8 protein-coding genes are annotated in these 14,409 nt (G+C 63.0%); 7 read left to right on the top strand and 1 reads right to left on the bottom strand.

The window, feature by feature from the left end:
* Nucleotides 1-5: 5 nt before the first annotated feature.
* The 6 genes from recC to C4J84_RS21565 all read left to right on the top strand — a co-directional run bounded on the left by recC (nt 6) and on the right by C4J84_RS21565 (nt 11,656).
* Nucleotides 6-3,458 carry an exodeoxyribonuclease V subunit gamma gene (gene recC, locus C4J84_RS21590; RefSeq protein ID WP_124436078.1) on the top strand — a complete coding sequence of 1,151 codons (3,453 nt, stop codon included), beginning with the start codon at nt 6-8 and terminating at the stop codon, nt 3,456-3,458.
* Nucleotides 3,455-7,126, top strand: a complete 3,672-nt coding sequence (gene recB, locus C4J84_RS21585) for an exodeoxyribonuclease V subunit beta (RefSeq protein ID WP_124436077.1) — start codon at nt 3,455-3,457, stop codon at nt 7,124-7,126. Before recC ends, recB begins: the two co-directional genes overlap by 4 nt.
* Nucleotides 7,123-9,192 carry an exodeoxyribonuclease V subunit alpha gene (gene recD, locus C4J84_RS21580; RefSeq protein ID WP_124436076.1) on the top strand — a complete coding sequence of 690 codons (2,070 nt, stop codon included), beginning with the start codon at nt 7,123-7,125 and terminating at the stop codon, nt 9,190-9,192. The genes recB and recD overlap by 4 nt, the downstream gene beginning before the upstream one ends.
* Before the next feature lie 142 nt (nt 9,193-9,334).
* On the top strand, nt 9,335-9,901 hold the full coding sequence (locus C4J84_RS21575; protein WP_124371868.1) for a YfiR family protein: 567 nt from the start codon (nt 9,335-9,337) through the stop codon (nt 9,899-9,901).
* Nucleotides 9,898-11,160, top strand: coding sequence for a diguanylate cyclase domain-containing protein (locus tag C4J84_RS21570; RefSeq protein WP_124436075.1), 1,263 nt, complete (start codon nt 9,898-9,900; stop codon nt 11,158-11,160). Before C4J84_RS21575 ends, C4J84_RS21570 begins: the two co-directional genes overlap by 4 nt.
* Nucleotides 11,161-11,164: 4 nt before the next feature.
* Nucleotides 11,165-11,656: an OmpA family protein gene (locus C4J84_RS21565; protein WP_124436074.1), complete on the top strand. Its 492-nt coding sequence runs from the start codon at nt 11,165-11,167 to the stop codon at nt 11,654-11,656.
* A 147-nt stretch (nt 11,657-11,803) separates the two neighbouring features.
* On the opposite strand, the gene C4J84_RS21560 is transcribed toward C4J84_RS21565, so the two are convergent.
* On the bottom strand, nt 11,804-12,751 hold the full coding sequence (locus tag C4J84_RS21560; protein ID WP_124436073.1) for a LysR family transcriptional regulator: 948 nt from the start codon (nt 12,749-12,751) through the stop codon (nt 11,804-11,806).
* 125 nt (nt 12,752-12,876) lie between these two features.
* Between C4J84_RS21560 and C4J84_RS21555 the strand changes: the two genes are divergently transcribed.
* Entirely contained in the window at nt 12,877-14,394 is a 1,518-nt protein-coding gene (locus C4J84_RS21555; RefSeq protein WP_124436072.1) for a CoA-acylating methylmalonate-semialdehyde dehydrogenase, read from the top strand.
* Nucleotides 14,395-14,409: the final 15 nt, after the last annotated feature.

The following is a 14,409-nucleotide window of genomic DNA, read 5'->3' as shown; positions in this document are numbered from 1 at the left end:
CCGTTATGCCGGGTGCGACGTCCCTCAGCGCTGGATTCATGGTGGTTCACGGTAACCGCCTGGACGAGTTGCGCAGCCTGGTAGTCAGTTGGATGCGTCGTTATCCCCTGGCGCCTTTGGAAAACGAAATCGCTCTGGTCCAAAGCAACGGCATCGCCCAATGGCTCAAGCTTGCCCTGGCCGAAGATCCGCAGGAAGACGATATGGGCGGTTGTGGCATTGCAGCGGCAATCGATGTGCAACTGCCTGGCAGCTTCATGTGGCAGCTCTATCGCATGGTCCTGGGTCGTGACGAAATTCCCCCTAAGTCTTTGCTTGATAAGGCACCGCTGACGTGGCGACTTATGCGCCTGCTGCCGCAGCTTATCGACCAGCCCCATTTCGAGCCGCTGCAACGCTTCCTGACCCACGACACCGACCTGCGCAAGCGCTACCAGCTCGCCGAGCGCCTGGCCGACCTGTTCGACCAATACCAGGTGTATCGCGCCGATTGGCTGGAAGACTGGGCCGCAGGGCGGCATCAGTTACGTAATGGACGCGGTGAATCCAAACCCCTTAACACTGCGAACTGTTGGCAGGCTGAGTTATGGCGCGCGTTGCTGCTCGACGTAGGCGCGCAGGGCATGGCCGAGAGTCGTGCCGGCGTTCACCAGCGTTTTATCGAGCGCATCAACACGCTCGAGCAAGCGCCTCCTGGCCTGCCTTCCCGCGTGATCGTCTTCGGCATTTCATCACTGCCCGCCCAAGCGCTTGAAGCCCTGGCGGGCCTGGCCCGTTTCAGCCAAGTGCTGCTGTGCGTGCACAACCCTTGCCGCCATCATTGGTCAGACATCGTGGCCGACAAGGACCTGCTGCGTAACGAATACAAGCGCCAAGCGCGCAAAGCGGGCATGCCAGTCACCATCGATCCACAAACCCTGCACCAACATGCCCATCCGCTGCTCGCCGCCTGGGGCAAGCAGGGCCGTGACTACATCAGCCTGTTGGACAGTTATGACGACCCCAACAGCTACCGCGCCGCCTTCCGTGATGGGCGTATCGACCTGTTCAGCGACAGCCAACCTACCACGCTGCTCAACCAGCTTCAGGACGATATCCTTGAACTGCGCCCACTCGACGAAACCCGTGAACGCTGGCCTGCAGTCGACCTGAAGCGCGACGCATCCATCCGCTTTCACATCGCCCACAGCGCCCAGCGCGAAGTAGAAATTCTCCACGACCAATTGCTTCAACGCTTCAGCACCGATCCCACCTTGCGCCCTCGGGACATCATCGTCATGGTCCCCGATGTCGACAGCTATGCGCCGCACATTCGCGCGGTTTTCGGCCAACTGGAAAGAAACGACCCACGCTTCATTCCGTTCACCCTGACAGACCAAGGCCAACGCGGTCGTGACCCGCTGCTGATCGCCGTCGAGCACCTGCTCAAGCTCCCCGACAGCCGCTTCCCCGTCAGCGAGATTCTCGACCTGTTGGATGTTCCCGCCCTGCGCGAACGTTTCGCCATCAATGAACGCGACCTGCCGACGCTGCACCGCTGGATTGAAGGCGCGGGTATCCGCTGGGGTCTCAACGCCGAGCAGCGTGCCGGCCTCGGGCTGCCCGAGGCGCTGGAGCAGAACAGTTGGCGATTTGGCTTGCGGCGGATGCTGCTGGGTTACGCCGTCGGCACCGGTGTCGCGTGCGATGGCATCGAGCCATACGACGAGATCGGTGGGCTCGATGCGGCGCTGATCGGCCCACTGGTCGCCTTGCTCGACGCATTAAACGACGCCCATCAAGCGCTGTCACAACCAGCACCTCCCCACGAATGGGGCGAGCGTCTGCAACGCTTGATGCAGCAGTTTTTCCTGCCCAGCAGCGAGCACGATGACTACCTGTTGGGCCAACTCGAACAATTAAGAGAAACTTGGCTGGAAACCTGCGAATCCGTCGGCCTGCAGGACGAGTTACCGCTCACTGTAGTTCGCGAGGCGTGGTTAGCCGGGCTTGACCAAGGCCGCCTGTCCCAGCGCTTCCTCGCAGGCGCGGTCAATTTTTGTACCCTGATGCCCATGCGCGCAATCCCGTTCAAGCTGGTCTGCCTGCTCGGCATGAACGACGGCGACTACCCGCGTGCCCAGCCCCCGCTGGACTTTGACCTGATGGGCAGCGACTACCGGCCCGGCGATCGGTCCCGCCGTGAGGACGACCGCTACCTGCTGCTCGAAGCCCTGCTTTCCGCGCGCGACCAGCTCTATATCAGCTGGGTCGGCCGCAGCATCCGCGACAACAGTGAGCGCCCGGCCTCGGTGCTGATCGGCCAACTGCGCGACCATCTCGCCAGCGGCTGGCATAACGCCGATAGCCAAGAACCCCTGATCGAAGCGATGACCCAGGAACACCCGCTCCAGCCGTTCAGCGCCCGCTACTTCCATGAAGGCGACCCGCTGTTCAGTTACGCCCGCGAATGGCAGCTGCTGCACGAAGCGCCGGCCGCAATGGCCCACGACCACGCGCTGGCACCGCACCATCAGGAAGAACCCCTGAGCCTCGGTCAGTTGCAGGATTTCCTGCGCAATCCGGTAAAGCATTTCTTCAGCCAACGCCTGAAAGTGTTCTTCGAAGCTGCCGAAGTACCGTTGGCCGACGAAGAACCCTTCGTCCTCGACGCACTGCAACGCTACAGCCTCAGCGACAGTCTGCTGAATGCCGCACTGGCCCGGCCCGACCAGCTTGATCAGGCCCTCAACGCCCAAGCCTTACGCCTGCAAGGCAGTGGCCTGCTGCCTATGGTCGGTTTCGGCGAATGCCTGCGCAACGAGCTGATCGAGCCGTTGCCGGATCTGTTGCAGCGCTACCAACAACTCCTGGCGCTCTGGCCAACCCCGCACGCTGGCGCGGAACCGATCAGTTTCGAGTACCAGGGCATCCAGCTCGAAGGCTGGATCAGCGGCCTGCATCGACGCAGTGATGGCGGATTGTTAAGCGTGACCACCATTCCCAACAGCATCGGTTCGATCAAGACGCGCAAGTGGCACCGGCTGATTCGCCCCTGGGTCAATCACGTGGTCGCCTGTGCGTGTGGCGTGCCGTTGAGCACCGGGCTGGTGGCCAGTGACGACACCTTGCTCCTGGCCCCACTGGACACCGCCACCGCGCAGCACATCCTCGCCGACCTGCTGCTCGCCTGGCACACCGGCATGAGCAAACCGCTGCCCGTCGCGGTAAAAACCGCCTTTGCCTGGCTCGGCCAGACCGACCCCGCCAAGGCCCACGCCGCTGCCAGCAAAGCCTACGAGGGCGACGGCATCACCACCGACGGTGAGCGCCGTGAAACGCCCGCGCTCACTCGTCAGTTCCCCGACTACGCCACGCTGGTGGCCAGCGAAGAATTCGAAGGTTGGTGTGAAACCCTGTATCGCCCCCTGATCAGCGCCCCCTGGCGTTCACTGTCCAGCGCGGAGGCCGGCGCATGAGTAACAAGCCCTTGGCCCTGGCCTTCCCGCTCAAAGGCAGCCAACTGATCGAAGCCAGCGCCGGCACCGGCAAAACTTTCACGATTTCGGCCCTGTACCTGCGCCTGGTCCTCGGCAACGGTGGTGATGAGTCCGGCTTCGGCCGCGAACTGCTGCCGCCGCAGATTCTGGTGGTGACCTTCACCGACGCCGCCACCAAGGAGTTGCGTGAACGTATCCGTATCCGCCTGGCCGAAGCGGCGCGGTTCTTCCGTGGCGAAATCGAGCCGCCTGACGCCTTGATCGCCGACCTGCGTAATCAATACCCCGAGGAGCAGTGGCCCGCCTGCGCCAATCGCTTGGACATCGCCGCGCAATGGATGGACGAGGCGGCCGTCTCGACGATCCACAGTTGGTGCCAGCGTATGCTGCGCGAGCACGCCTTCGACAGCGGCAGCCTGTTTACCCAGACCCTGGAGACCGATCACAGCGACCTGCTCGGTGAAGTGCTGCGCGACTACTGGCGCTTGTTCTGCTACCCGATGCACGACGACGCACTCAACTGGGTGCGCAACAACTGGGGTGGCCCGGCCGCGTTGATGCCACGGGTACGCGCGCTGTTCGGCAGTGAGCGGCCCGCCGAGGACAGCCGCGAGCCGGCCGACATGATCACCGCCTGCCTGCAGGAGCGCCGCGAGGCGTTGGCCCGCATCAAGGCGCCTTGGCTGCAATGGGCCGCCGAGCTGCGCGAGCTGTGCCTGCAAGCCGTTGCTGCCAAGGCGGTCGATGGGCGCAAAATGCAGGCGCGTTACTTCGAGCCCTGGTTCGAAAAAATCAGCGCCTGGGCCGCCGACGAAACCCTGGAACAACTGGATATCGGCACTGGCTTTACCCGGCTGACCCCCGACGGCATGGCCGAAGCCTGGAAAGGCGAGCCGCCACGGCATCCCGGCATCGACGGCATGGCCGGCCTTAAAGCCGCCCTTGACGCACTGCCAACCCCGGACGCCGCTGTGTTGCAACACGCCGCGTCCTGGGTGGGCAAGCGCTTCGAAGAAGAGAAGCGGCGGCGCGCCGAAATGGGCTTCGACGACATGCTGATCCGCCTCAACGCCGCGCTCCAGGCCGACGGTGGCGAGCGCCTCGCCAGTGTGATCCGCGAGCAATTCCCGGTGGCCTTGATCGATGAATTCCAAGACACCGACCCCGTGCAATACAGCATCTTCGACAGCATTTACCGCATCGAAGAAAACCACCTGGACAGCGGCCTGTTCCTGATCGGCGACCCCAAACAGGCGATCTACGCCTTCCGCGGCGCGGATATCTATACCTACCTGCGTGCCCGGCAGTCCACCACCGGGCGCCATCACACCCTGGGCACCAACTTCCGCTCCAGCCATGCGATGGTCGAGGCGGTGAACCATGTGTTCCAGCGTGCAGAAACCGGCCGGGGCGCCTTCCTGTTTCGTGAGCCCGACGGCCATAACCCGGTGCCGTTTCACCCGGTGCTGTCCCAGGGCCGCAAGGAACAGCTGCAGGTCGACGGCCATACGCTGCCGGCGATGAACCTTTGGCACCTGCCCACCGACCAGCCGATTTCCAATGTGCTGTATCGCCAGCAACTGGCCGCCGCCTGCGCCACGCACATCGTCGCGTTGCTCAATGGCGGGCAGCAAGGCAGCGCGGGTTTTGTCAAAGACAACACCTTCAACGGCGTGCTGCCGTCAGACATCGCCATCCTCGTGCGAGACGGCAAGGAAGCCCAGGCCGTGCGCGCCGAGTTGGCGGCGCGGGGCGTGCGCAGTGTGTACCTGTCGGATAAAGACTCGGTCTTCGCCGCCCAGGAAGCCCACGATCTGCTGGCCTGGCTCAAGGCCTGCGCCGAACCGGACGTCGAACGCCCGCTGCGCGCGGCCCTGGCCTGTGTCACCTTGAACTTGTCATTGGCGGAGCTGGAGCGTCTGAACCAGGACGAACTGGCGTGGGAAAGCCGCGTGATGCAGTTCCGTGGCTACCGCTCGATCTGGCGCACCCAAGGCGTGCTGCCGATGCTGCGCCGCCTGCTGCATGACTTCAAGCTGCCGCAAACCCTGATCGCCCGAAGCGATGGCGAGCGCGTGCTGACCAACCTGTTGCACCTCAGCGAACTGCTGCAGCAGGCGGCGTCGGAACTGGACGGCGAGCAGGCGTTGATTCGCCATCTTGCCGAGCACTTGGCGCTGTCGGGTCAGGCCGGTGAAGAGCAGATCCTGCGCCTGGAAAGCGATGAGCAACTGGTCAAGGTGGTGACGATCCACAAATCCAAGGGCCTGGAATACGACCTGGTGTTCCTGCCCTTCATCTGTTCGGCCAAGCCAGTGGACGGCACGCGGTTGCCGCTGCATTACCACGACGAGCAGGGCAAATCCCACGTCAGCCTGCGGCCCACCGCAGAGTTGATCGCCCAGGCCGACGATGAGCGCCTGGCCGAAGACCTGCGCTTGCTGTATGTCGCCCTGACCCGCGCCAAACACGCCTGCTGGCTGGGCATCGCCGACCTCAAGCGCGGCAACAGCAGCAGCTCCGTGCTGCACCTTTCGGCGCTGGGCTATTTGCTCGGCGCCGGTGCGCCGCTGGGGGCGTCCGCCGACCTGGCGCGCTGGTTGATGGCGCTGCAGGAAGGCTGCCCGACCATCAGCTATGCCCATGTGCCGCAAGCGCAAGACACTGTGTTTCATCCACCGCGCAACGAAGCCACCTTGTTGGCCCCGCTGCTGCCTAAACGCAAGGCCGCAGAAAACTGGTGGATTGCCTCCTACAGCGCCTTGCGCATTGGCGACAGCATGAGCGCCGCGAATCTCGAAGCGCCTGAAAGCCCACAGGCCCAGAAACTCTTCGATGACGAACGCCTTGATCCCGACGCACCACGGGAAGTGGCGGCGTCCGGCGGCGATATTCATCGTTTCCCACGCGGTCCAAATCCAGGCACCTTCCTTCATGGCTTGTTGGAATGGGCCGGTGAAGAAGGCTTCAACCTGAGCCCCGAGGCCATCGAAAAGGCCGTCGGCGCCCGCTGTAACCGCCGCCATTGGGAAGGCTGGATCGTCACCCTCAGCGCCTGGCTTGGCCACTTGTTGCATACGCCGCTGCCTGTGTACGACGACCGCGTCAGCCTCAGCGGCCTGCAGCAGTACCAGATCGAAATGGAGTTCTGGTTCGCCAGCCATAAAGTCGACGTGCTCGCCCTCGACAAGCTGGTGTGCCAGTACACCCACCACGGCGTCTCCCGCGTGGCGGCCGAACCGGTGTTGCTCAACGGTATGTTCAAGGGCTTTATCGACCTGACCTTCGAGCACGACGGTCGTTATTACGTGGCTGACTACAAATCCAACTGGCTCGGCCCTGACGATTCGGCCTACACCCTGGAAGCCATGGAACAGTCGATCCTCGAGCATCGGTACGACCTGCAATACGTACTTTACCTGCTGGCCCTGCATCGCCAACTCAAGGCACGCCTGCCGGATTACGACTACGAACGCCACATCGGCGGCGCCCTGTACCTGTTCCTGCGCGGTACGCAATCGGTGAGCCAGGGCGCGTATTTCACCCGGCCACCGCGAGAACTGATCGAAGGGCTGGACCTGTTGTTCCAAGGCAAGCCTATCCCGCCCAAAGCCGAGCCCGCCTGGGAACAAGGAGTGCTGCTATGAGCCTGTCGCCGTTACTGCCGGACGAGCTGACACCTCTCAGTCGCGCCGCCGACCTGGTGCAATTGCTCGAGCGTTGGGTCGAGCGTGGTTGGCTACGGGCCCTGGACAAAGCCTTCGTCGGCTTCCTGCATGAGCTTGACCCAGAAGCCGATCCCTTGGTGTTGCTGGCGGCGGCGTTGACCAGCCACCAATTGGGTCACGGCCATGTGTGCCTCGACCTGTTCGAAACCCTCAAGGCGCCGGACTTTGCCTTGTCGCTGCCGCCCGAAGGCGACCTGCAAACCGGCGCGATGCTGTTGCCGTCGCAATTGCTCGAGGGTTTGGACGGCGCCCACTGGTGTCATGCCCTGGCCGCCAGCCCCTTGGTCGCGCTGGCCGTCGATGGCAGTGAGTCGGCCCGAAGCCGTCCGTTGGTGCTGTCCGGAAAACGCCTCTATCTGCGCCGCTATTGGGCGTATGAACGGCGCATCGACAGCGCCTTGCGCCTGCGGCTGGCCAGCCACGAAAGCGTCGCCACCGATTTGCCGCAGCGGCTCAATGGTTTGTTCGATCAACCGGCGCCCGATGGCGTGATCGACTGGCAAAAACTGGCCTGTGCCCTGGCCACCCGTGGCGCGTTCAGCATCGTCACGGGCGGCCCCGGCACCGGCAAGACCACCACCGTGGTGCGCCTGCTCGCGCTGTTGCAGGCACCGGCCGTGGAAAGCGGCAATCCCTTGCGTATCCGCCTGGCCGCGCCCACCGGTAAAGCCGCTGCCCGTCTCACCGAGTCCATCAGCCAGCAAGTGCTGTCGCTGAAAGTGCCCGACACCGTGCGTGAAAAAATCCCGACCCAGGTCACCACGGTTCACCGCTTGCTGGGCAGTCGCCCGGGTACTCGGCATTTTCGTCATCACGTCGGCAACCCATTGCCGCTGGATGTGCTGGTGGTGGACGAAGCGTCGATGATCGACCTGGAAATGATGGCCAACCTGCTCGACGCCTTGCCCCCCCACGCTCGCCTGGTGCTGCTGGGTGACAAGGACCAGCTCGCTTCGGTAGAGGCGGGCGCGGTGCTCGGCGATTTGTGCCGCGATGCCGAGGCCGGTTGGTACAGCCCGACCACGCGCCAATGGCTGCAAGCGGTCAGCGCTGAAAATCTCGCCGACAGCGGCTTGCAGGAGGACCTCGACGGCACTCATCCCCTGGCCCAGCAGGTGGTGATGCTGCGCTACTCGCGGCGTTTCGGCGAGGGCAGCGGCATCGGCCAACTGGCGCGCTGGGTGAACCAGCAGAACGCTGAGCAGGCGCGCAAGCTGCTGGCCGCGCGCAGTCATGACGACCTGTTCTGCCTCAGCCTCAAGGGCGAGCATGATTATGCCCTTGAGCGCCTGGTACTGGACGGGCAGGGCGCCGGGGCCCAGGGCTATCGCTATTACCTGAATCTGCTGCAGTCGGCGCGGCCTGCACTGGACACCCCGCGTGACGATCACGCCTGGACCCACTGGGCACAACAACTGCTGCAAGCCTTCGACGCGTTCCAGCTGCTCTGCGCCGTGCGCAAAGGCCCGTGGGGCGTCGAAGGGCTGAACCTGCGCATCACCGCCGCCTTGCGCAAGGTGCGGCTGATCGAAGGCGACGAGCAGTGGTATGAAGGCCGCCCGGTGTTGATGACCCGTAACGACTACGGCCTGGGCCTGATGAACGGAGATATCGGCATCGCCTTGAAGTTGCCCGAAAGCGACGGCGGGCCGCAAGTGCTGCGCGTGGCTTTCCCGCGTAATGACGGCCAGGGGGGCGTGCGCTTCGTACTGCCCAGCCGGCTCAACGACGTGGAAACCGTGTATGCCATGACCGTGCACAAATCCCAGGGGTCAGAGTTCACTCACACCGCGCTGATCCTGCCGGACGCGTTGAACCCGGTGCTGACCAAAGAACTCATCTACACCGGTATCACGCGTGCCAAGCGCTGGTTCAGCCTGATCGAACCCCGTGCCGGAGTCTTTGAGGAGGCCGTACGGCGCAGGGTCAAACGCTTGAGCGGGCTGATGCTGGAGTTGGACGCCACGCCTGCAGAAGTTGACTGAGTGGTCATGTAGGATTTCTGATTCAGATGACTGATTTTTCTGAAAAAATAGTCAGCCCCGCGAAAACCCCTGCGTCGTGGGATTTTCCGCCGCTGTGCTATCGTTGCGGCATCACCTTGAAATTTCTTGAGAGAATTGCTGCATGAACGTGGCTGTCTCGCTCACCGAGCGTAGTTTGAGCTGGAGACGCCTGCTGCGGGTGGCAGTGCTATGCCTGCTCGCCCCGCAGGCATGGGCTCAAACATCCAGCCTGGCTGAACAGCGCGCCCAGGCGGTGACCCAGGTCGTGCTCGGTATCCTCAGTTACGCCCGTTGGCCGGTGGAGCCTGCGCAACTGCGCTTGTGCATCGTCGGGCCGACCCAATACACCGACGACCTGATCAAAGGCACCACCCAGGCGACCGGCCGTCCGGTGACGGTGCGCCGCCTGCTGGCGAGCAATACCGATATCGTCAGTGCCTGCGACGCCGTTTACATCGGCAAACTCAGCACTGACGAACGCAGCGCATTGTTTACCTCATTGATAGGCCATCCGGTGCTCAGCATCAGCGAAGGCGGTGACCAATGCACCGTGGGCAGCCTGTTCTGCCTGCGGGTGAGTGATGCGCAAGTGTCGTTCGAGGTGAACCTGGACTCCGTCGCCCGCAGCGGCGTACGCATTCATCCCAGCGTGCTGCAACTGTCGCGCCGTCGAGCGCCGGCGCCATGAGGCCCGCCAAGGCGCGGCCGACCCTGGGTTCGGTCATCGGCCGGGGGCACCTGATTCTGGCGTTAGTGGCGGTGACCCTGGCCAGTGTGTCCCTGACCCTGCTCGGCGTGCTGGCGCTACGGGTGTACGCCGAACATAACCTGCACTTGATCGCGCGCTCGATCAATTACACCGTGGAAGCGGCAGTGGTGTTCGACGACAGTGCGGCAGCCACCGAAGCCCTCAGCCTGATTGCCTCAACCGAGGAAGTAGCCCAGGCCGAGGTTTTCGATGCAGGTGGCAAACTACTGGCGCAATGGGTACGGCCAAACACTGGCATGTTGTCACGGGTTGAGCTTGAACTGGCGCATGCCTTGCTTGAGCAGCCCATCAGCCAACCGATCCTCCATCAAGGGCAAACGGTCGGCAGCATTCACCTGACCGGGCATGGCGGCAGCCTGTTGCGCTTCCTGCTCAGCGGCCTGGCGGGCATTGTGATCTGCACCGCGCTCAGCGCCTGGGTCGCGTTGCACCTGGCGCGGCGCCTGTTGAACGGTATCACCGGGCCGCTGCAAAGCCTCGCCGCCGTGGCCCACGCTGCGCGCAGCGAACGTGACTTCGACCGCCGCGTGCCGCCGGCGCAGATCGCTGAACTCGACAGCCTGGGCAGCGACTTCAACGCCCTGCTTGGCGAGATGGAAGCCTGGCAGAACCACCTGCAGAGCGAAAACGAAACCCTTGCCCACCAGGCCAGCCACGACAGCCTCACCGGCCTGCCCAACCGTGCGTTCTTCGAAGGCCGGTTGATTCGTGCCTTGCGCAGCGCCGCCAAGACCAATGAGCGGGTGGCGGTGCTGTTTCTCGACAGCGATCGTTTCAAAGACATCAACGATAACTTCGGCCACGCCGCCGGCGATGCGGTGCTGGTGGCCGTTGCCGAGCGCGTGCGTGCACAACTGCGCGAAGATGACCTGGTGGCGCGCCTGGGCGGCGATGAATTTGCCGTGCTGCTCGCGCCGCTGCACAAAGCCGAAGATGCGCAACGCATCGCCGACAAGATCATTGCCAGCATGGACCAGCCGATCCCGCTGCCCGGCAACACCCAGGTAGTGACCTCCCTCAGTATCGGCGTCGCCATTTATCCCGAGCATGGTGCCACGCCCGGCACCCTGCTCAATGCCGCCGATGCGGCAATGTACCAGGCCAAGCGGCTGTCGTCGGGCGGCCAGCAAACGGCGGAATCGGAGCATTCCGTCGTCAATGTCCAACACAGGAGCTAATCCCTTGTTCTCTAACCCACGCGTTCTATTCATCACCTTACTCGTCGCCTGTCTGGCCCTCGGCGGCTGCCAGACCCCACCGCCCAAAGGCCTGACCCCGGCGCAAGTCAGCGTGCTCAAACAGCAGGGTTTCGAGCTGACTGACGAAGGCTGGGCCTTCGGCTTGTCTGGCAAGGTGCTGTTTGGCAGCGACGTCGAAAGCCTCAACAAGCCCAGCACCGACATCGTCGAGCGCATCGGCAAGGCCCTGGTGGGCGCAGGCATCGAACGCGTGCGCGTCGACGGCCACACCGACGCGTCGGGCAAAGAGACCTACAACCAGACCTTGTCCCTGCGCCGCGCCAAAAGCGTGGGCGAGGTGCTGACCCGGGTGGGCATGAAAGAACAAAACATCCAACTGCGCGGCCTGGGCAGCAGCGAGCCGGTGGCGGAAAATACAACCACGGCGGGGCGCACCGAGAATCGTCGCGTGTCGATCGTAGTCATCGCGGACTAAAGCATTTCCCCCATCTCAACCTGAAATGCACTCCAAATGTGGGAGGGGGCTTGCTCCCGATTGCGGCATGTCAGCCACTACATCTGATAACTGACACTCCGCCATCGGGAGCAAGCCCCCTCCCACATTTGCGCTTGTGCGCTGCTATCAATCGGCAAACCGCATCTCCCGCGTCTCCCCCATCAACAACCCCCGATTCTGCTCCGTCACTTCCCGGATGTAGTCCCACAACAACGTAATCCGCTTCAACTTCCTCAAATCCTCCCGGCAATACATCCAGAACTGCCGCGTAATCGCGATCTGCTCCCCCAGCACCGGCAGCAATCGCGGGTCCTGCGCCGCCAGAAAGCACGGCAATATCGCCATCGACCGCCCCTGCTGCGCCGCCACGTACTGGGCGATCACACTGGTGCTGCGCAAACTGGCGCTGGCGCCGGGCACCACATTTGCCAGGTACAGCAGCTCCGAGCTGAACGCTAAATCATCCACATAGCTGATAAACGGATGCTCGGCTAAATCCGCCGGGCGTTGGATCGGCGGGTGTTGGTCGAGGTAGGCCTGGGTCGCGTACAACTGCAGTGTGTAGTCACACAGTTTGCAGCACACATAGGGCCCGTGTTCCGGGCGCTCCAGGGCAATGACGATGTCGGCTTCGCGCTTGGACAGGCTGATGAAGTGCGGCAGCGGCAGGATGTCGACCGAGATCGCCGGGTAGGTATCGACGAAATGACTCAACTGCGGGGTGATGAAAAAACTGCCGAAGCCTTCGGTGCAGCCCATGCGCACATGCCCGGACAGCGCCACGCCGGAGCCGGAGACTTGCTCGCAGGCCATGTGCAAGGTGCTTTCGATGGATTCGGCGTAGCCCAGCAAGCGCTGGCCTTCGGCGGTGAGCACAAAACCGTTGGTCCGGGATTTTTCGAACAGCAGGGTGCCGAGTGACACTTCCAATGAACTGATGCGCCGCGACACGGTGGTGTAGTCCACCGCCAGGCGCTTGGCGGCCACGCTGGCCTTGCGGGTGCGGGCCACTTCGAGGAAAAACTTCAGGTCATCCCAGTTCAGGGAGCCCAATGATGTGATGTTTTTTTGCATGTTGGACCGGCTTTTATGTGCGTTCTTATTAGAGATTTGCACATCTATACTCCAAAAACAGTCCGAACGCCTCCTTCTTCAAGGCGATTCACTCTCTGCATAACAACAAGATTCCGGAGACCCTCATGAACGCATCTGCCGATATTTCCGTACAACAGGTCAAGTTGCTGATCAACGGCGAGTGGGTCGAGTCCAAGACCACCGAATGGCAAGACATCGTCAACCCGGCTACCCAGCAGATGCTGGCCAAAGTCCCGTTCGCCACGGCCGATGAGGTCAACGCTGCCATCGACGCCGCTCATCGCGCCTTCCAGACCTGGAAGCTGACCCCGATCGGCGCGCGCATGCGCATCATGCTCAAGCTGCAAGCCTTGATCCGCGAACATTCCAAGCGCATCGCCGTGGTGCTCAGCGCCGAGCAAGGCAAGACCATTGCCGACGCCGAGGGCGATATTTTCCGTGGGCTTGAAGTGGTGGAACACGCCTGTTCCATCGGCACCCTGCAAATGGGTGAGTTCGCCGAGAACGTCGCCGGTGGCGTCGACACCTACACCCTGCGCCAGCCCATCGGCGTCTGCGCCGGCATCACGCCGTTCAACTTCCCGGCGATGATTCCGCTGTGGATGTTCCCGATGGCCATCGCCTGCGGTAACACCTTCGTGCTCAAGCCGTCCGAGCAGGACCCGTTGTCGACCATGCTGCTGGTGGAGCTGGCGTTGGAAGCCGGTGTGCCGGCCGGCGTGCTTAATGTGGTACACGGCGGCAAGGACGTGGTGGATGCGCTGTGCACCCACAAGGATATCAAGGCGGTTTCGTTCGTTGGCTCCACCGCCGTGGGCACGCATGTCTACGACTTGGCTGGTAAACACGGCAAGCGTGTGCAGTCGATGATGGGCGCCAAGAACCATGCGGTGGTGCTGCCGGATGCCAATCGCGAGCACACCCTCAATGCCCTGGTTGGCGCCGGTTTCGGCGCTGCGGGCCAGCGTTGCATGGCCACCTCGGTGGTGGTGCTGGTGGGCGCGGCCAGGCAATGGTTGCCGGATCTCAAGGCGCTGGCGCAGAAACTCAAGGTCAACGCGGGCAGCGAAGCGGGCACCGATGTCGGCCCGGTGATTTCCAAGCGTGCCAAGGCGCGCATCCTGGAGCTGATCGAAAGCGGTGTGAAAGAAGGCGCGAAGCTGGAGCTGGACGGCCGTGACATCAAGGTGCCGGGTTTCGAGCACGGCAATTTTGTCGGCCCGACGCTGTTCTCGGGCGTGACCACCGACATGCGCATCTACACCGAGGAAATCTTCGGCCCGGTGCTGGTGGTGCTGGAGGTCGATACCCTCGATGAAGCCATTGCGCTGGTCAACGCCAACCCGTTCGGCAACGGCACCGGCCTGTTCACCCAGAGCGGCGCGGCGGCGCGTAAGTTCCAGAGCGAAATCGATGTAGGCCAAGTCGGTATCAACATTCCGATTCCGGTGCCGGTACCGTTCTTCAGCTTCACCGGCTCCCGTGGTTCCAAACTCGGTGACCTCGGCCCGTACGGCAAGCAAGTGGTGCAGTTCTACACCCAGACCAAAACCGTCACCAGCCGCTGGTTCGACGACGACACGGTCAACGACGGCGTCAACACCACCATCAACCTGCGCTGACTCCGGGAGACGACC

Origin of the sequence: Pseudomonas sp. R11-23-07 (assembly GCF_003852295.1) — a bacterium.
In the GTDB taxonomy this organism is placed as follows: Bacteria; Pseudomonadota; Gammaproteobacteria; order Pseudomonadales; family Pseudomonadaceae; genus Aquipseudomonas.
This window is presented reverse-complemented; position numbering and strand designations above follow the sequence as displayed.

Bases quoted from the DNA above. Each gene is read 5' to 3' on its own strand.
- recD (WP_124436076.1), top strand. From the start codon at position 7,123: ATGAGCCTGTCGCCGTTACTGCCGGACGAGCTGACACCTCTCAGTCGC.
- recB (WP_124436077.1), top strand. From the start codon at position 3,455: ATGAGTAACAAGCCCTTGGCCCTGGCCTTCCCGCTCAAAGGCAGCCAA.
- C4J84_RS21560 (WP_124436073.1), bottom strand. From the start codon at position 12,751: ATGCAAAAAAACATCACATCATTGGGCTCCCTGAACTGGGATGACCTG.
- recC (WP_124436078.1), top strand. From the start codon at position 6: ATGCCGGGTGCGACGTCCCTCAGCGCTGGATTCATGGTGGTTCACGGT.
- C4J84_RS21570 (WP_124436075.1), top strand. From the start codon at position 9,898: ATGAGGCCCGCCAAGGCGCGGCCGACCCTGGGTTCGGTCATCGGCCGG.
- C4J84_RS21575 (WP_124371868.1), top strand. From the start codon at position 9,335: ATGAACGTGGCTGTCTCGCTCACCGAGCGTAGTTTGAGCTGGAGACGC.
- C4J84_RS21555 (WP_124436072.1), top strand. From the start codon at position 12,877: ATGAACGCATCTGCCGATATTTCCGTACAACAGGTCAAGTTGCTGATC.